The sequence below is a fragment of the Umezawaea sp. genome (assembly GCF_036375055.1).
In the GTDB taxonomy this organism is placed as follows: Bacteria; Actinomycetota; Actinomycetes; order Mycobacteriales; family Pseudonocardiaceae; genus Umezawaea.
Map to the genome: position 1 here is coordinate 26,827 of NZ_DASUSQ010000031.1, position 16,980 is coordinate 43,806.

Below are 16,980 nucleotides of genomic sequence, written 5' to 3' on the forward strand. Positions count from 1 at the left end.
CCACGGCGGTCAGCCGCTCGGCTCCACCGGGATCGTGATGCCGCCCGGCGGTGGCTCGCCCTGGCCCGGCGGCTGCCCCTGGCCCGGCGGCTGCCCCTGGCCCGGCGGCGGTTCCTGACCGGTCGGCGGCGGCACCGGCTCGTCGCTGGTCTGCGGTGGCGGCACGTAGCCGGAGCTGATGAACAGCACGATCGTGGCGCCCTTCAGCGCGTTGCCGCGGGGCGTCTGGCTCACCACCGTGCCCTTGGTCTGCTCGGAGTTCCGGTCCTGCGTGCTGACCTTGTACCCGGCCTCCTCCAGCGTCCTGGTGGCGTCGTTGACGTTGCGGCCGACGACGTCGGGGATGCGGATCTCGCTGCCGCCCTTGAGGTACCGCTCGTCGGTCGGCGGCAGCGGCTTGGCGGGGGAGTCGCCGAGGACGCGGGTCATGGTGTCGAACCACGTGCGCGCCGGGACGGTGCCGCCGTAGATGTCGCCGTTGCCGCACAGGCGGGGCTTGCCGCCCACGCAGATGCCGCGCGGCTCGATGCCGTCGTTGAAGGTCTGCACGGACGCGGCGTAGTCGGGGGTCGCGCCGATGAAGGCCGCCGACTTGTAGTCCTCGGTCGTGCCGGTCTTGCCGAGCATCGGGCGCTTCCACTTGAACTGGGCCGCCGCGGCCGCCGCGGTGCCGCCGCCCTGGTCGTCCTTGCTCATGCCGGTCGTGAGGGTGTTCGCCAGCGGTTCGGCCACGACCTGCTCGCACGGCTGCTCGTTGACCGGCACGGGCTTGCCGTAGCGGTCCAGCACCTGCTGCAACGGCGTGGGCGGGCACCACTTGCCGCCGCTGATGAGCGTCGCCGCCACGTTCGCCAGCTCCAGCGTGCTCACCGGCGCCGGGCCGAGCGTGAAGGAGGCGTTGCCGCCGTTGCCCTTGTAGAACTCGGCCTGCGAGATCCGCAGCTCCTGCTGCTTGGCCTTCGAGTCCGGCCGGACGCCCGCGATGTTCGTCGCCAGCGTCTCGCGCATCCCCAGCCGCGACGCCATGTCGACGACGGCCTCCATGCCGAGCTGCTCCTCCAGGATGACGAACCCGGTGTTCGGGGACGTCTGGAGCGCGGTCTGCAACGACATCGACGCCGGGTAGGAGGTGGACGCGTTCTTCAGGCAGTACCAGCGGGTGTCGGGCTCACCGGTGGGCGGGCACTTGTCGCCGCCGCCCTTGAACACCCGTGACGTGTGCGACGCGGGGGTGGCGATCGTGTTCTCGATCCCCATCCCCTTCTCCAGCGCCGCCGCCGCCGTGAAGGTCTTGTAGATCGACCCGGCGCCGAACTTGTTCTCCACGCCGCTGGGCAGGTCGAACTGGGTCTGGTTCGCCTCGGCCTTGAGGCCGTAGTCGCGGTTCGCGACGAGCGCGACCACCTCGTGCTTCTCCGTGCCCGGCCGCACGATCGCCATCGCGTTGGCGATGCCGTCGGTGTCCTTGGAGACCTGCGCCTCGGCGGCCTGCTTGGCCTGCTCGGTGATGCCGCGGTCCAGCGTGGTCCGGATGGTGTAGCCGCCGGTCTTGAGCTGCTCCTCGCTGAACCCGTTCTTCTGGAGGTAGTTGATCACGTACGAGCAGAAGAAGCCGTTCTCCGGGCCCGCGCCGACGCAGCCGTTGGGCGGGGTGCGCACCGGCACCGCCAGACCGAGCGGTTCCTTCTTCGACGCCTCGCCCGCGTCGCGGGTCAGCTTGTCGTTCTCGACCATCTTGTCGATGACCTTGTTGCGGCGTTCGAGCGCCTTCTCCGGGAACACCTCGGGGTCGAGCGCCGACGGGCTGTTCACCATGCCCGCCAGGACGGCGGCCTGCGGCACGGTCAGCTTGTCCGGCGTCGTGTTGAAGTACGCCTGGGACGCGGCGGCGATGCCGTAGATGGTCGAGCCGAACGGCACCACGTTGAGGTAGCGGGCCAGGATCTCGTCCTTGCCGAGCTTGCGCTCCAGCTGGATGGAGATCCGCGCCTCGCGGGCCTTGCGGGCGATCGTCTGCTCCTGGGCCTTCTGCTGCTCGACCTTGTTGTTCCGGGCGACGACGTGCACCAGGTAGTTCTTCACGTACTGCTGGGTCAGGGTCGACGCGCCCTGCGAGACGCTGCCGCCGACCTGGTTCGTCACGGCCGCGCGCAGCGTGCCCTTCCAGTCGACGCCCTGGTGCTCGTAGAACCGGCGGTCCTCGACCGAGACCAGCGCCGCCTTCATGGTCGCCGAGATCTGGTCGGGCGGCGTCAGCACCCGGTACTGGTCGTAGAGGTAGGCGATCGGCGCACCGTCCTTGTCCGTCACCGTGGTGATCAGAGGGGGATCGGTGGTGACCAGGTCCGCGGAGATGCTGTCGACCGTGTCGCTGGCTCGGTTGGACACGACTCCGAGCGCGCCCACGGCTGGGAACAGCGTGCCGGCGAGGAGGACGCCGGCAAGCAGACACAGGCCGAGCAGCTTCAGCAGGCCGTTCCTGACTCGCACGGCGGCCAGCGTACGCGGCACCTGAACGGGTGAGAGTGACCCACGACACTGATTACCGAGGATGAGTAGACGTACTCAAGACAGATAACAGGTGCGCAACCCAGGGTTGGAGGTGGAACCAGAAGCACCTAGAGTTCGTCAACGTCCAAGTAAGGCGCCGACGGTCGACCACTCACGTGGTGACCCTACGGCATCCGCGGCAGGGGTGTGGCGGATTTCGGAGTTTGGACAGCTCAAACGAGGTGGGGGTTATGGACCAGGGGGATTGGCGAATCAATGCGTCGTGCCGCGAGGAAGAGCCGGACCAGCTCTTCGTTCGGGGTGCGGAGCAGCGCAAGGCGAAATTGGTGTGCCTCGGCTGCCCGGTGCGGACGGAATGTCTGGCCGAGGCCCTGGACAACCGGATCGAGTTCGGTGTCTGGGGAGGGATGACGGAGCGTGAGCGTCGGGCACTGCTGCGGCGCAGGCCGGACGTCACGTCCTGGCACGAACTGCTGGACACGGCGCGTCAGGAGCACTTCGTCGACGTCGACGTGGACGTCAGGGTGAGCTGACCGCCCACCGCGGGCTCACTCGCCCGCCAGCCTGCGCCCGATCTCGTGCAGACCGTCGAGGTCGTGCACGTCGGTCGGCAGCGCGGGCACGCCGACCAGCGCCACACCGGGGTGCGCCTTCGTGAACCGCGCGATCAGGCGCTTCTCCCGGTCGGCGACGGCCACGCGGTCCGCGTGGAGGCGGAGCACGGCCGCGGCCAGGGGCGCGTCACCGGCGCGCTCCAAGCCGTCGGCCGCCGCTTCCGCCCTGGTGGCGGACAGCGTGGCCAGCACGGGGTGCGTGCGGTTGGCGACGAGGCCGATCAGCGGCATCCCCTCCTCGCCGAGCCGCTCCACGAAGTAGCTGGCCTCCCGCAGCGCGTCCGGCTCGGCCGCCGCGATCACCAGGAAGCCGGTGCCCGGCGAGCGCAGCAGCTCGTAGGTCTTCTGCGCGCGCTGGCGGAAGCCGCCGAACATGCTGTCGAACGCCTGCACGAACGTCGACGCGTCCTGGAGCAGCTGCCCGCCGACGATGGTCGACACGGCCTTGGTGAACAGCCCGAACCCCGCTCCGACGATCTTGCGGATGCCGCGGCCACCCGCGCGGGCGGGCGCCGACAGCATCCGGATCAGCCTGCCGTCCAGCACGGTCGACAGGCGCTGCGGCGCGTCCAGGAAGTCCAGCGCGGACCGGCTCGGGGGCGTGTCCACGACGATCAGGTCCCACTCGCCGTCGGCGACGAGCTGGCCCAGCTTCTCCATCGCCATGTACTCCTGCGTGCCGGAGAACGACGTCGAGATGGTCTGGTAGAAGGGGTTCGCCAGGATCTGCTCGGCCCGCTCGCGGCCCGCGTGCGCCAGCACCATGTCGTCGAACGTGCGGCGCATGTCCAGCATCATCGCGTGCAGCTCACCCTTGGGCTCGAAGCCCTCGGTCGTCACCTCGCGCGGGCTGTTGTCCAGTTCCCGCAGGCCCAGGGACTGCGCGAGCCTGCGCGCCGGGTCGATGGTGAGCACGACCGTGCGCCGCCCGCGCTCCGCGGCCCGCACCGCGAGGGCGGCGGCCGTCGTCGTCTTGCCCACCCCGCCCGAACCGCAGCACACCAGCACCCGCGTCTCCGGGTCGTCGATCAGCGCGTCGACGTCCAACAGCGGTGGCCTCACCGCACACCCCGCTCCACCATCAGCTCTGCCAACTCGTACAACGCGGCCAGGTCGATGCCGTCGGTGAGCTCCGGCAGCTCCAGCGACGGCAGGTCCGACTCCTCCAGCTTCTCCTTCGCCTCCAGCTCCATCGAGACCCTGATGGCGTGCTCCACCGTCTCCTCGACCAGCCCGTCGACGGTCTCGGCGTCCAGGTCCAGCCCGGCCGCCTCCAACCCCGCGCGGACCCGGCTCGCGTCCACCCGACCCCCCGCCGCGGCGACCACGGAACGGGCGGGCAGCCGCGCCGTCCGCACCCGGTTGAGCAGCACGGCCCCCGGCCGCAGGTCGGCCCCGTCCAGCTCGGCCACCGCGTCCAGCGTCTCCCGGACCGGCATCTCCTCCAGCAGCGTGACCAGGTGCACCGCGGTGTCGCCGGAGTGCAGCAGGTTCACCACCCCGTCGCTCTGCCCCTTGATCGGACCGACCTTCGCCAGGTCCGCCATCGCCTTCGTGACGTCCAGGAACTGCACCACCCGACCCGTCGGAGGGGCGTCCAGCACGACGGCGTCGTACTCGTGCCGCCCGGACGGGCCGGTGCGCCGCACGCACTCCTTCACCTTGCCCGTCAGCAGCACGTCCCGCAGACCGGGCGCCAACGTCGTGGCGAACTCGATCGCCCCCATCTTGCGCAGCGTACGACCGGCGAAGCCCAGGTTGTAGAACATGTCCAGGTACTCCAGCAGCGCCGCCTCCGGGTCGACCGCCAGCGCCCGCACCTCGCCACCACCGGGCGCCGAGGCGATGCGCTCCTCCGAGTACGGCAGCGGCGCCCGGTCGAAGAGCTGGGCGATGCCCTGGCGACCCTCGACCTCGACCAGCAGCACCCGACGACCACCGGTCGCCAGCGCCAGCGCGAGCGCCGCCGCCGCCGTCGTCTTCCCGGTACCGCCCTTGCCGGTGACGACGTGCAGCCGTGCTCGGGTGAGTTCCTGGGTCCAACCAGTCGCGGGGAATGCCACCTGGTCAGCCTAAACGCGCGTGCTCCACCGCGTTGGTCAGTCCATCATCGTGATGAAGAACACCGCCATGGCCGTCGCGGCCACCACGCCCCACGTGACGACCGACGGCAGCCAGAACGCGATGGCGGTCGCGAGGACCGCGACCACCGCCAAGCCGATCACCCCGGCCCGCACGACCTCGGCGTGGCTCGTGCGCTTCCGGTCGCGGACCTGCGCCATGGCCACGAGCACCATCACCAGCCCACCGAGCACGAACAACCCGGTGGCTACCGCGCGCCACGTTTCCATTGGATCAAGGTAGCTGCGCGTAGCCGTTCCGGGCAGGGTCTTCACCCGCCCGCCGGACGGCTAGGCTCCCCGCCATGACTAAGTGGGAGTACGCCACGGTCCCGCTGCTGATCCACGCCACGAAGGCGATCCTGGACCAGTGGGGCGCCGACGGCTGGGAACTGGTCACCGTGATCCCGAACCCGACCGGTGAGCAGCACGTCGCCTACCTGAAGAGGCCGAAGGCATGACGACCTGGTCGAAGAAGCTCGCGGACCTGGGCATCGAGCTGCCCGCCGTGGCCGCGCCGCTCGCGGCCTACGTGCCCGCGGTGCGCACCGGCTCGTACGTCTACACCTCCGGCCAGCTGCCCTTCGTGGACGGCGCCCTCGCCGCGACCGGCAAGGTCGGCGCCGACGTCAGCCCCGAGGAGGCCAAGCAGCACGCCAGGACGAGCGGCCTCAACGCCCTCGCCGCCGTGCACGCGCTGGTCGGGATCGACAACGTCGTCCGGATCGTCAAGGTCGTCGGGTTCGTGGCGTCCGCCGAGGGCTTCACCGGCCAGCCCGCGGTGGTCAACGGCACGTCCGAGCTGCTGGGTGAGGTTTTCGGCGAGGCGGGCGTGCACGCCCGGTCCGCCGTGGGCGTGGCCGAGCTGCCGCTCGGCGCCCCCGTCGAGGTAGAGCTGGTCGTCGAAGTCCGCTGAGCCGTGAAGGCCGGGTCGTGAAGGGCGTGATGTGAGATGTCGGACACCGAGTGGGCTTGCCACGAACTGCTGCTCCGGTTGGCCGGGCGGCTGCCGGACGACATCCTGTGGCGCTTCCGCGACTGGGCCGCGACGGACGCCGTCGTGGTGCTCGCACGCGCTCTACCGCGTGCTTTGCTGCACGACCGGATCGGTCTGACGGACCTGGAGATGAACCTCCTCGCTGACGCTGTGCTGTCAAATGGAGCCGATCGGGCGATGCTGAGTTCCGTCGAAGGGGTGGACGAACTCTCCGAATCCCGCTACACCTTCACAGCAGAATCACCCGATCGTGTTTCGATGGGGGATTCAGCGACCGCGGTGCTCGGTGCCACGCTGCGCGGTCGCCAGGGGGTCGGAGAGGTCCGGTCCAGCTGGCGGCAGGGCGGTGGGGACCAGGTGGCCAGGCGAATCGTCCTGATCGCCGCGACCGCGGACCACGCCCGTCTGACGGGCGAGGTCCAGCGGGTGCTCCGCGCACTGGGTGAACACGACCCGTGCGTCGAGGTCGTACCGCTCGGAATGGAACTGCCGCCCTACCACCAGGCGGCACTGGCGGCATCGGAGCCGATCTGCACCGGCGCCGAGGTCGATGGGCACCTGGTGCCCGTGTAGCGCTCGTCGATCGGCGGGCCGGAAGGAGAACAGGCGTGGCGAACGACGTGGAACTGCCCGTCCGGCTGCACGATCTCCTGTTGGCGCTGGCCGGTCGCGTCGATGACGACGCGCTGTCCCAGGCGCGGGAGCTGCTGGCCGTCGCGGAACCGGATCGGGCCGTGGAACTGGTCGTGGGCGCCCTGCTCGCGGGCCGGATCCCGGTCACCGACGCCGAACGCGGCCGGATCACCGACCTGCTGGACGAGCTGAACTCGGCGCGCTCGCTCGCCGACCTGCTCAACGTGGTCGACACCCTCCCCGTGCCGAGACACCGCTTCTCGGCCGAGTCCGACCCGGCCGACGGCGTCGCGGACGCGTTGGCGAAGGTCGTCACGAGCCTCCCCGACATCCGCTCGGTCATGTGCGTCTGGCGCTCGACACCCGCGGGCGCGTCACCCGGCCCGCTGCCGCAACGGCTCGTGCTGGTCGACATCGGCCCGCAGGGCTACGCCCCGGCCACCGCCTACCGGATCGACCGGGCGCTCCGCAGGGCCCGCCTCAGCGCCGCCGTCGAGGTCCTGAGGCCCGCGACCCAGCTCAGCGACTACCACGCGGCGGCCGTCACCACGGCCCGCGAGGTGAAGTTCAGCTCCTCGTCCTCGGGCGGTGGCCACCGGGACGAGTCCGGCGCCTGGTTCGACGGGCCGGAAGACGTTCGGGACCAGGCACCGGTGGTTGAGCCGACACCGGTGCCGGAGATCCCCGAGACCGGCTCAGAGTCCCCCAGACGCAACCGCGGCGAGGCCTACGAGGGCGGCCAGCCGTTCCCGCCGAAGCCGGTGAAGCGGGTCGTCCGCGACGCCGTCGAACCGGTCGAGGAACCACCGCTGCCGCCCGCGCTGAGCCCACCGACCCCGCCCCCGGTGTTCCACAACGCCGAGGTGACGATGGAACTGGGCCCGGACGACCTGGCGGCGCTCCAGGCCGCCCTGGCCGACCCGAACGGCCTGCCGCCCGGCGCGTCGGTCGCCGTCGAGGCCACCCCGGCCGCGGACGCGAAGCTGAGCGACCGCGAACGGGCGCTGCTGCAACAGCTCCACGAGGAGCTGGCGCAGCGCGAGGACCCGCCCGCGCAGGACGGCGACGCGGGCCAGTGGCAGATCGACCGCTCCGGCACGCAGGGCTCGTTCCAGCCGCCCGCGTGGATGGGCGCGCAGAACAAGGGCGACCTCGTCAACGGCGGCAAGCAGAACAACGGCCACCCGCCCTACCCGGCCTGACGCACGACCTCCGCACGCGCCCGGCTCCCCCTGGGGACCGGGCGCGTTGCTGTGCCGGGGGTCCGGATCCGGCAGCCGGATGATCACTCTCCGTCGCGATCGGGTCCGGGCTCCGCGGTCGGTCCCGCGCCTCGCTCGGCCACCGGTCGACCACGGGGTGTGACCGCTCGCCGTTCGTCTCGCGGTGGGCGATGAATGTGAGGAACAGTCAATTCGCCGGGCCGCGAATGATCGGAAGTGTTCCCCAACTTCACTCAAGATCACTCCACTGCGCACGGCGACGGAATTGTCAGACCTTCCCCGTAACGTGGAATTCGGGGGCCCATCCCTCGCGCGCGTGGTGGGGGTCCCCCCGATTTCCAGCGTAGCGCGGGGGTCCGACAAGATCGTTCCACTGGTTTCCGGCACGTTCGTTCCAGGAAATTGGGCCGGGAATGAGCCTGCGCGGGTTGGGGTTTCGGGTGGCGCGCGCAAGTTTTCGATCAAGATGAGCGTTGTTCGGGCGAGACGATCCGGTTCGCGGCCTCCCCGGCGGGGGCGGGGAGGCCACCGCGGCGCTCAGCCGCCCGCCCGGTCACCCGCCAACGCGATGATCCGCTGGAGGTGGAGGCCGCGCCGGACGTCGAGCGGGTGCTCGACGGTGCCGCTGTGGACCATGGCGACGAAGTCGTCGAGCAGCAGGGTGTAGCAGTCCTGCGCGGACGTGCCGCTGGTGGACAGCCTGCGGTAGCCGTGCTCGCCGTAGACGGTCACCTCGGCGACCGGCGGTCGCAGCGGCACCGTCATGGACATCGTGACGGAACTGGTCGCGCCGCCCTCGTGGGCGAAGATCAGTCGCCACAGACCGGTGGCCGAGACGGTCGCGGCCGTCACGTCGGTGATGCGGCCCAGCGCGACGTCGAGCAGGTCGAACACGTGCGGGCCGAGGTCGTGCAGGGCGCCGCGCTCGTGCCGCCACGGCGAGTGGGAGTACGGGCCGTCCAGCAGCGCGCCGGACAGCCACTGCGCGTCCGCGCCGGTCCAGCCGCCGGTGCGGTGGAGCTGCGCGAGCAGCTCCTTGGTCTCCGGGGCGTACCGGCGGGTCAGCAGCACCAGCGACGCGACCCCGGCCCGTTCGACGGCCGAGGCGAGCCGTTCCGCGTCCTCCACCGTGGACGCGATCGGCTTCTCCAGGATCAGGTGCCTGCCCGCCTCCGCCGCCCTGGTGGCGATCTCGGCCTGCACCTCCGGCGGCACGGCGAACGCGACCGCGTCCACACCGGACAGCAGCTCGTCCGGACTGGACGCCACGTCCGCGCCGTGGACGGCCGCGATCCGCGCCGCGGCTTCGGGCTTGCGCGCCCACACCGACGCGAGCCGGGTGCCGGGGTGGTCGGCGATGCCGGGCGCGTGCACCGCGGTCGCCCACGGGCCCGCACCGATGAGTCCTACGCGCAGTTGTTCTTCCACGGCCCCATCCTGCCCCTCAGCCCCCGCCGGCGGTCTCCGGCACGAAGATCTCGCCGCCGCCGTCGAAGCGCAGCCGGGTGCCGCCGTTCTCGAAGACGGCGTCCGGGTCGCTGTCCCAGCCGCGGGGGATCGGCACGACGGCGCCGCGCGACTCGTCGGGACCGATCCACACCTCGTAGCTGGTCGCGCCCGCGATGCTGTCGACCCTCTTGACGAACACCCCCGGCCCGCGCGCCGACTGCGGCGTCGAGTGCACGGTCGTGCGGTCGGGGATGAACAGCACCACCCCGGCGACGGCGGTCAGCACCGTGCCGAGGATCGCGCCGAGCATCATCACCAGGATCTTGACCAGGCAGCCGGTGACCAGTGGGCGGGAGTCGGAGACCATCGGCCCATCCTGCCCGGTGCCCGGAAGTAGGCTCGTCGGCATGCGCGAACTCCCCGCGGACATGGTGCTGCCCGAAGGAATGGTGCCCGACGAGCCACCGGCGACCCCGGTCGTGCCGAAGGACGCCGCGACCGTGGTCCTGATCCGCGACACGGAGGCCCGCCCCGAGGTCTTCCTCCAGCGCCGCGTCACCGGCATGGCCTTCGCGGGCGGCATGACCGTGTTCCCCGGCGGCGGCGTCGACCGCCGCGACGCCGACACGTCCGTCTCGTGGACCGGCCCCGACCCGGCCTGGTGGGGCCGCTGCTTCGACTGCGACCCCGCGCTGGCCACCGCGCTCGTCTGCGCCGCCGTCCGCGAGACGTTCGAGGAGTCCGGCGTGCTGCTCGCCGGTCCGGACGCCACCAGCGTCGTCGCCGACACCCGCCCGTACGCCGACGCGCGCCGGGCGCTGGAGAAGCGCGAGGTGTCGCTGGCGCAGTTCCTCTCCGAGGCCGGTCTGGTGCTGCGCGCCGACCTGCTGCGGCCGTGGGCGCACTGGGTGACGCCGATCGAGGAGCCGAGGCGCTACGACACCCGGTTCTTCGTCGCGGTCCTGCCCGAAGGCCAGCGCGCCGACGACGTGACCAGCGAGGCGTCCGACGCGCTGTGGCAGACGCCCGCCGCCGCCATCGCCGACTGGCGCGAGGGCCGCCGCGGCCTGATGCCCCCGACCTGGGCGGCGCTGGCCGACCTGGACGAGTTCGACAGCACCGCCGCCGTGATGGCCGCCGACCGCACGGTGGAGAAGATCATCCCCAGGGTCGTCCGCAGGGGTGGCGAGCTGCACGTGGTGCTGCCCGGCGACCCCGAGTACCCGACCGCCGGAACCGACAACGAGGTGGGACGACGATGAGCCGGTTTCCCGCGATCGGCCACCAGGCCCAGCACCCGGCGTACGGCATCCTGCGCCGGGTCACGCCGGTCGCCTCGGTGATGCTCGCCGACAACCCGTCGATCATGACGCTCGACGGCACCAACACCTGGCTCCTCAGAGCCCCGGACTCGGTGTCGTGCGTGGTCGTGGACCCCGGTCCGCTGACCGAGGCCCACCTGACCAGGATCGCGGCCTGCGGCCCCGTCGCCACGGTGGTGATCACCCACGGCCACCCGGACCACGCCGAAGGAGCCCGCCGCTTCGCCGAACTGGTCGGCGCCCCGACCCGCGCCATCGACCCGGACCTCTGCCACGGCGCCGACCCGCTGTCGGACGGCGACACCATCGCCGCCGCGGGCCTGCGCCTGCGCGTGCTGGCCACCCCTGGCCACACGGCCGACTCGCTCTGCCTGCTGCTGGACCACGAGGGCAGCTCGGCGATCCTCACCGGCGACTCGGTGCTGGGCAGGGGCACCACGGTCGTGGCCCACCCGGACGGCAAGCTGGCCGACTACCTGACGTCCCTCCACCGCCTGGCGGACCTCCCACCGGGCACCGTCGCCCTACCCGGCCACGGCCCGGAACTCCCCGACGCGGCCGAAACCGCCCGCCGCTACCTGACCCACCGCGAGCAGCGCCTGGCCCAGGTCCGCGACGCGGTCGAGCAACTGGGCGGTGGAGCAACGGCCAGGCAGGTGGTCGAGGTCGTGTACGCCGACGTGGACCGCTCGCTCTGGGGCGCCGCCGAGTGGTCCGTGGAAGCCCAGCTGGAATACCTGCGCACTGAAGGCTGATCTGCCTGGTTGAGCAGGGTGGGGTGGGGCAGGTTGGGCGGGGTTAGCTGGCTGAGCAGTGGCCGGGCAGGTAGGGCAAGGGCAGACAGGTAGGGCAAGCCATGCGGGGCAAGGCAGTCAGGCAGGAACGGCTGACTGGCAGGGCAAGGCTGGTAGGCAGGGCAAGGCAGGCAGGGCTGGCAGGCGGGCAGGGCTGGCAGGCGGGGCGAGGCAGTCAGGCAGGAACGGCTGACTGGCAGGGCAAGGCTGGTAGGCAGGGCAAGGCTGGCAGGCGGGCAAGGTAGGCAGGCAGGGGGTGAGGGGAAGGCTGGGAGGCGGGGAGGGCAGGTTGGGCGGTGCTGGCTGAGCGGTGGCAGGTGGGCTGGGTGCAGGAGATCCTGCGGACAAGCGCCAGCGCCGAGCAGCCGCAGCAAGCGGCGTACTGCCGACAAGCCGACAGCCACCCGCGGTGAAGCACTGCCCACGGCGCGCCCACCCTGGACAGGTGACCACCCCTGGTCAGCCCTAGCCGCACGAAAGCCGGGTCTTCCCTTCCCACTGCACCCCGCCCCACCCCCCGGGCCCGGCCCTCAGGACCTCAGGCCACCGTCCTCAACGGCACGACGAGGTACGTCAGCTCCACCCCGTCGTCCCCGGCGGGCGACGTCAGCACGGTCGACCGGAGACCGTCCTGGATCCGCAGCTCGATGCGCTTCCCCGTGAACGCCTTCAGCGCGTCGCTCAGGTACCGCGCCTGGAACGTCTTGGTCAGCCGGTTGCCGTCGACGGTGGCCTTGACGGACTCCTCCGACTCGCCGTTCTGCGGGTCGCTGCCCTTGACCCGCAGTTCGCTGTCGTCGACCTGGATGGTCACCGAACCGTGCGGGCCCGCGTACGGGGTGGCTCTGCGGACCGCGCCCGCCAACGCGTCCGCGTCGACCAGGACCGTGCTGTCGATGACCGCCTCCAGGAGTTTCCGTGCTCGATCGTCGGGGAAGGGAGCGGCCAGCAGCGCCGTGCTGACCGAGCCGCCCGGCCAGGAGAGGCCGAGTCGGTCGAGGTCGGCTCGGAGCGAGACCTGGTCGCCGGGTGAGGGTTGGCGGACCACGTCGGCCAGCAGCGCGGCCGGGGCCAGGACGTCCAGCGGGCCGGTGGGCTGCCACGGGAGCGTCGCGAACGCCATCCGGTACCGGTCGGTGGCCAGCAGTTCCAACCGGTCGTCGACGGCGTGCACGCGGATGCCGGTGAACACCGGCAGCGCGTCGTCGCGGGACGCCGCACCGGCCACCGGTAGGACGGCGGCGGCCAGCGAGGCGGCCGACACGTGCCCGGCCAGCGTGGGCAGCGGCGGCACACCGGGGTGGGCCGCGACCTCCAGCAGCGGCAGGGCGAAGCGGGCGTTCGAGGTGCGCACGGCCAGCCGCGACCCCTCCACGACGAGTCTCACCTGGGGCGAGTCGAGCGTGCGGAGCGTCTCCGCCAACGGCTTGGCGGGCACCAGCACCGTGCCCTCGGTGTGCACGGTCGCGTGCCGCACGAGGCGCACGGCCCGTTCCCGGTCGCTGCCCGCCAGTTCGACCTCGCCCGCCCCCGTCGTGCGCAGCACCAGGCCGGCCAGCACGGGGTCGTGCACCCTGGTCGGCAGGAGTCGGGCCACCTCGGCGGCGGCGCCGGCCAGGTCGGCTGTCGTGGCGGTGAGGTCCATGGTGCGCACGCTAGCGACGGGGTCCGACAATTCTTTGTCGTGCGAGGTCAGGGGCCGTCCGACTAGCGTGTGCCCGGTGAAGAGCGAACCGGTGCCGATGCCGACCCTGCGAGGCCGCGTCCTTGGGGGGAAGCTCCGCGACCTGCGGGAAGCGACCGGCTTCACCGTCGAAGCGGTGGCGAAGCGGCTGGACATCGTGGAAGCGCGCGTCCAACGCCTGGAGGACGGCGTCACCCCCGTGTGGATGCCCGACCTGCACGCCTACTTCCACGCGCTGCGCATCGAGCGCAGGCTGCGGGACGTGCTGATCGGTGAGGCCGTGCGGGCGCGCGACCTGTACCTGGAGTGCGACTGGGGGCCGGAGGCCGAGTCCGTCCTGACCCTGCTCGGGCAGACCGCGGAACGGGTGGACGTGCTCAGCCCGCACGCGGTGCCGACGGTGCACGTGAAGGACCCGAGCCGGTGCACGGTCTTCACCAGCGAGGGCGCCATGCCGAGCGACCAGCCCGGCATCACCGTCCGCCGGATCCCGTTCGCCAAGGGCGCCTACCCGGGGATCGGCCACCCGTGCACGCTGTTCCACATGCCCAAGGGGCCGTCCGTGGTCTACCTCGAACACGTGCACGCGGCCACCTTCATCGAGGAGCCCGACGAGGTGCGGGCCGCGCGCAGCGTGTTCGAGCGGCTGGACGTGTTCCTGGCCTAGTGCGGTGACCGCGCTAGCGGGCGGCGAGGTCCATCTCGACGCGCGTCTCGGCCGGGACGCCCGCCGCGACCGTGCCGCGGAGCAGCCACACCGCCGCCGCCACGAGCAGGCCCGCGCCACCGGCCGCGAGGAACGCGACCGACGTGCTGACGTGCTCGACGAGGTAGCCGCTGATCGACTGGCCGATGGCCAGGCCGACGGTGACGGCGGTGATGACCCAGCCGAACGCCTCGGTGGCCGTGCCCTTCGGCGCGACCTGCTCGATCGCGGCCGAGTGGGTGGTCGCCTGCGGCGTGACCAGGGTGCCGACGAACAGCATCGTGATGCCGAGCCAGATGAGCGTGGTCGGGACGGCCAGCAGCAGCGACAGCGCGCCGAACCCGCCGAGCAGCGCGGGCAGCCGCAGGTGCATGGACTTGGGGAACGGCCTCATCGCGTACAGCACGCCGAACACGACGGAGCTGATCGACCAGGCGCTCAGCAGCAGACCGCCCATGCTGAGGTGGCCCGCGTTCGCCGCGGCCGCGGGCACCGCGACCTCGATGAACCCGATCGTGATCCCGAAGCCGAGCGCGGCGAGCGCGACGGTGCGCATGCCGGGGCTGGCCAGCGCGCCGAGCAGTTGCCGGTTCTCGACGACGGCGGGGCGGACGGCCCGGACGGTGGGGTTGAGCGCGAACCACGTGGCGCCGATGACCATGCAGACGACGCCGATGACGACGCCGGTGCCCGCCCACGGCGCCGCGACCAGCAGCCCGGACAGGCCGGGGCCGAGGATGAAGAAGACCTCCATGCTGATCGCCTCGTAGGCGTAGCCCGCGAGGCGGGTCGAGCCCGGCGGCACCATGCGGGCCCACAGGGCGCGGGACGCGGAGCCGACCATGGGCTCGTTGAACCCGACGAGGAACGCCAGGGGCAGCATCACCGCGACCGGCGCCCTCGACTCGACGGCCGTGATCGAGGCCGCGGCGAACACGATCAGCAGCCCGGTCGCGACCAGCAGCGGCCTGGTGGGGCCGAGCCGGTCCATCAGCCTGCCCTGCACGACCGCGCCGACCGCGACACCGACCAGCGAGCCCGCCGACACCAGCCCGGCGATCGCGAACGAGCCCGTCGTGCGCTGCACGTAGAGCAGCAGCGACAGGCCGACCATCGCGATCGGGAGGCGGGCGAGGAGGGAGGCGACCACGGGGCCGCGCATTCCGGGGGTGGTGAGGGCGGCGCGGTAGTCGGCGAGGCGGGCGGAGTGGGACATGCGTACCAGTGTGCACCACAGTGGTACGCCCGTACCAGTCATTTGCCGGTGCGGTCCATCACCGGCCCACCCGCTGGGACCGCCGTTGCGATTCGGTCACGGCAGTGCGATGTCCGGGTGAAAGTTGGCAACGAATCAGCTGAACTCGACGTCTTACAGGGTGACAGGGCTTGATGTGCCGGGGAGTCGTCGTGCGATCGTGTGCACAACGGGTCTCCGGAGCGGTGCCCGTCCGTGAAGATCGGCGCAGGGGTTTGGGCCGAGATCGGACCGGGTATCCAGTCCTCCACACCGGCGACGAGGGTCGGGGCCTGAACGCCGGAGTTGGAGATAGCGCGGTTCGTCGGGGGATGGACCGCGCAGAGCAAAGGGACCGGTGCGCCGCGTCGGGGGCGGCGCCCGGTCCCTTTGTTGTGCTCCGAACCTAGCGGGCCCGGCGAGCCAGTCGCTCGGGGTCGAGGATCAGCACGCTCTTGCCCTCCAGCCGCAACCAGCCGCGGTGGGCGAAGTCGGCCAGCGCCTTGTTCACGGTCTCCCGCGAGGCGCCGACGAACTGCGCGATCTCCTCCTGCGTCAGGTCGTGGGTGACCCTCAGCAGTCCCGCTTCCTGGCTGCCGAACCGCTGGGCGAGCTGGAGCAGCGCCTTCGCGACTCGGCCCGGCACGTCGGTGAAGATCAGGTCGGCCAGCATGGAGTTCGTCCGGCGCAGCCTGCGGGCCAGGGCCCTCAGCAGCTGCTCGGCGATCTCCGGCCGGTTCGTGATCCACGTCCGCAGAGCGGGTCGGTCCATGCTCACCGCGCGGACCTCGGTCACCGTGGTGGCCGTGGACGTGCGCGGACCGGGGTCGAAGATCGACAGTTCGCCGAACATGTCCGAGGGTCCGAAGATCCCCAGCAGGTTCTCGCGACCGTCCGGGGACTTCCGGCCGATCTTCACCTTGCCCGACTGGATGATGTACAGCCGGTCGCCCGGCTCACCTTCCGCGAAGATCACGTGGCCACGCGGGAATTCAACGGACTCCAGCGTCTGCGCCAGTGCCTCCGCTGCAGCCGGTTCAACCCCCTGGAAGATGCCCGCGCGGGCCAGGGTCTCGTCCACCTCGTCCCTCCTGTCGAGACGCGACGGCATGGTCGTGCGCCTTCCGCCTTTTGGCGGAGCCAGCGCCGTGCCGTCGATCACTGAGTGCAGTCTAAGGGTTGTGCGGTGGATCGCCTTCCGGCTCGCCGTCCCAAGTGGAGACGTGCTGATCCTCACCAACCCCAGACAGCCCGGTAAGGCCCACGAAGGGTGCTTCGTGGACCTGGTCGGTGCTCGCTGTCAGCGACGTGTGCGCCGCTGACGCAGGTTCCTGGCACGACCGCCCAGCCGTCGCAGCCGGAACAGCTCCAGCGCGCGACCGATGCCGTGCCCGTAGAGCGCCCTGACCTCGTCGGGGCGCGCCTGCTCCAAGAACTCCTCGACCTCGTCCTCCTGCACGGCGACGTGCCGCAGACGAGCTTCCACGCGCTCCATGAAGAGCGCGAAGAACATGATGATGATCGGAACGGCGATGACGAACCAGGCAGTCATGATGGCTCCGATCCTTGCGCATCGTGTTTCGGGTCGCTCAAGAGGGGGTCCCTCCAGCGTGTCGAGCCTCTGACGTATGAGGACGCCTACGCCCGTACATTGGTTCCGTGCCCACCGCGAAGTTTCGCCAAACGCCTGCGG

18 protein-coding genes are annotated in these 16,980 nt (G+C 71.4%); 8 read left to right on the forward strand and 10 right to left on the reverse strand.

Going from position 1 to position 16,980, the window contains the following annotated elements:
- Positions 1-9: 9 nt before the first annotated feature.
- Positions 10-2,490: a transglycosylase domain-containing protein gene (locus VFZ92_RS10010; RefSeq protein ID WP_330875559.1), complete on the reverse strand. Its 2,481-nt coding sequence runs from the start codon at positions 2,488-2,490 to the stop codon at positions 10-12.
- A gap of 251 nt (positions 2,491-2,741) precedes the next feature.
- Between VFZ92_RS10010 and VFZ92_RS10015 the strand changes: the two genes are divergently transcribed.
- On the forward strand, positions 2,742-3,044 hold the full coding sequence (locus VFZ92_RS10015; protein WP_330875560.1) for a WhiB family transcriptional regulator: 303 nt from the start codon (positions 2,742-2,744) through the stop codon (positions 3,042-3,044).
- Positions 3,045-3,059: 15 nt separating this feature from the next.
- Here the strand turns inward: VFZ92_RS10015 and VFZ92_RS10020 are convergent, their stop codons facing one another.
- From VFZ92_RS10020 to VFZ92_RS10030, 3 genes are read right to left on the reverse strand one after another with little or no spacing between them, the layout of a single operon-like run.
- On the reverse strand, positions 3,060-4,187 hold the full coding sequence (locus VFZ92_RS10020; protein WP_330875561.1) for an ArsA family ATPase: 1,128 nt from the start codon (positions 4,185-4,187) through the stop codon (positions 3,060-3,062).
- Positions 4,184-5,188, reverse strand: coding sequence for an ArsA-related P-loop ATPase (locus tag VFZ92_RS10025; RefSeq protein ID WP_330875562.1), 1,005 nt, complete (start codon positions 5,186-5,188; stop codon positions 4,184-4,186). Before VFZ92_RS10025 ends, VFZ92_RS10020 begins: the two co-directional genes overlap by 4 nt.
- Before the next feature lie 36 nt (positions 5,189-5,224).
- The gene (locus tag VFZ92_RS10030) at positions 5,225-5,476 is read right to left on the reverse strand and encodes a hypothetical protein (protein ID WP_330875563.1); all 252 of its coding nucleotides are present in this window, start codon (positions 5,474-5,476) and stop codon (positions 5,225-5,227) included.
- 74 nt (positions 5,477-5,550) lie between these two features.
- Between VFZ92_RS10030 and VFZ92_RS10035 the strand changes: the two genes are divergently transcribed.
- Genes VFZ92_RS10035 through VFZ92_RS10050 form a run of 4 tightly spaced genes read left to right on the forward strand, consistent with a single transcriptional unit; the run spans position 5,551 to position 8,077 of the window.
- Positions 5,551-5,706, forward strand: a complete 156-nt coding sequence (locus VFZ92_RS10035; RefSeq protein ID WP_259628849.1) for a DUF4177 domain-containing protein — start codon at positions 5,551-5,553, stop codon at positions 5,704-5,706.
- Positions 5,703-6,161 carry a RidA family protein gene (locus VFZ92_RS10040; RefSeq protein WP_330875564.1) on the forward strand — a complete coding sequence of 153 codons (459 nt, stop codon included), beginning with the start codon at positions 5,703-5,705 and terminating at the stop codon, positions 6,159-6,161. Before VFZ92_RS10035 ends, VFZ92_RS10040 begins: the two co-directional genes overlap by 4 nt.
- Positions 6,162-6,197: 36 nt before the next feature.
- A complete protein-coding gene (locus VFZ92_RS10045) occupies positions 6,198-6,815 on the forward strand; it encodes a hypothetical protein (RefSeq protein WP_330875565.1) in 618 nt (205 codons plus the stop codon).
- 35 nt (positions 6,816-6,850) lie between these two features.
- The gene (locus VFZ92_RS10050) at positions 6,851-8,077 is read left to right on the forward strand and encodes a hypothetical protein (protein ID WP_330875566.1); all 1,227 of its coding nucleotides are present in this window, start codon (positions 6,851-6,853) and stop codon (positions 8,075-8,077) included.
- 558 nt (positions 8,078-8,635) lie between these two features.
- Here the strand turns inward: VFZ92_RS10050 and VFZ92_RS10055 are convergent.
- On the reverse strand, positions 8,636-9,526 hold the full coding sequence (locus VFZ92_RS10055; protein WP_330875567.1) for a Gfo/Idh/MocA family oxidoreductase: 891 nt from the start codon (positions 9,524-9,526) through the stop codon (positions 8,636-8,638).
- A 16-nt stretch (positions 9,527-9,542) separates the two neighbouring features.
- Positions 9,543-9,914, reverse strand: coding sequence for a hypothetical protein (locus VFZ92_RS10060; RefSeq protein ID WP_330875568.1), 372 nt, complete (start codon positions 9,912-9,914; stop codon positions 9,543-9,545).
- Between the two features lie 40 nt (positions 9,915-9,954).
- Between VFZ92_RS10060 and VFZ92_RS10065 the strand changes: the two genes are divergently transcribed.
- Both VFZ92_RS10065 and VFZ92_RS10070 read left to right on the forward strand, forming a co-directional pair.
- The gene (locus tag VFZ92_RS10065) at positions 9,955-10,809 is read left to right on the forward strand and encodes an NUDIX hydrolase (protein ID WP_330875569.1); all 855 of its coding nucleotides are present in this window, start codon (positions 9,955-9,957) and stop codon (positions 10,807-10,809) included.
- The gene (locus tag VFZ92_RS10070; protein WP_330875570.1) at positions 10,806-11,624 is read left to right on the forward strand and encodes an MBL fold metallo-hydrolase; all 819 of its coding nucleotides are present in this window, start codon (positions 10,806-10,808) and stop codon (positions 11,622-11,624) included. The genes VFZ92_RS10065 and VFZ92_RS10070 overlap by 4 nt, the downstream gene beginning before the upstream one ends.
- A gap of 577 nt (positions 11,625-12,201) precedes the next feature.
- Here the strand turns inward: VFZ92_RS10070 and dnaN are convergent.
- Complete coding sequence (gene dnaN, locus VFZ92_RS10075; protein ID WP_330875571.1) at positions 12,202-13,308, reverse strand: DNA polymerase III subunit beta; 1,107 nt, start codon at positions 13,306-13,308, stop codon at positions 12,202-12,204.
- Positions 13,309-13,384: 76 nt separating this feature from the next.
- On the opposite strand from dnaN, the gene VFZ92_RS10080 reads away from it, so the two are divergent.
- Positions 13,385-14,014 carry a Scr1 family TA system antitoxin-like transcriptional regulator gene (locus VFZ92_RS10080; protein ID WP_330875572.1) on the forward strand — a complete coding sequence of 210 codons (630 nt, stop codon included), beginning with the start codon at positions 13,385-13,387 and terminating at the stop codon, positions 14,012-14,014.
- Between the two features lie 13 nt (positions 14,015-14,027).
- Here VFZ92_RS10080 and VFZ92_RS10085 read toward each other — a convergent pair whose 3' ends face one another.
- The 3 genes from VFZ92_RS10085 to VFZ92_RS10095 form a co-directional block, all read right to left on the reverse strand.
- Complete coding sequence (locus tag VFZ92_RS10085; RefSeq protein WP_330875573.1) at positions 14,028-15,269, reverse strand: MFS transporter; 1,242 nt, start codon at positions 15,267-15,269, stop codon at positions 14,028-14,030.
- A gap of 424 nt (positions 15,270-15,693) precedes the next feature.
- The gene (locus VFZ92_RS10090; protein ID WP_106185253.1) at positions 15,694-16,368 is read right to left on the reverse strand and encodes a Crp/Fnr family transcriptional regulator; all 675 of its coding nucleotides are present in this window, start codon (positions 16,366-16,368) and stop codon (positions 15,694-15,696) included.
- 219 nt (positions 16,369-16,587) lie between these two features.
- Positions 16,588-16,839 carry a hypothetical protein gene (locus VFZ92_RS10095; RefSeq protein ID WP_259629660.1) on the reverse strand — a complete coding sequence of 84 codons (252 nt, stop codon included), beginning with the start codon at positions 16,837-16,839 and terminating at the stop codon, positions 16,588-16,590.
- Positions 16,840-16,980 lie beyond the last annotated feature (141 nt).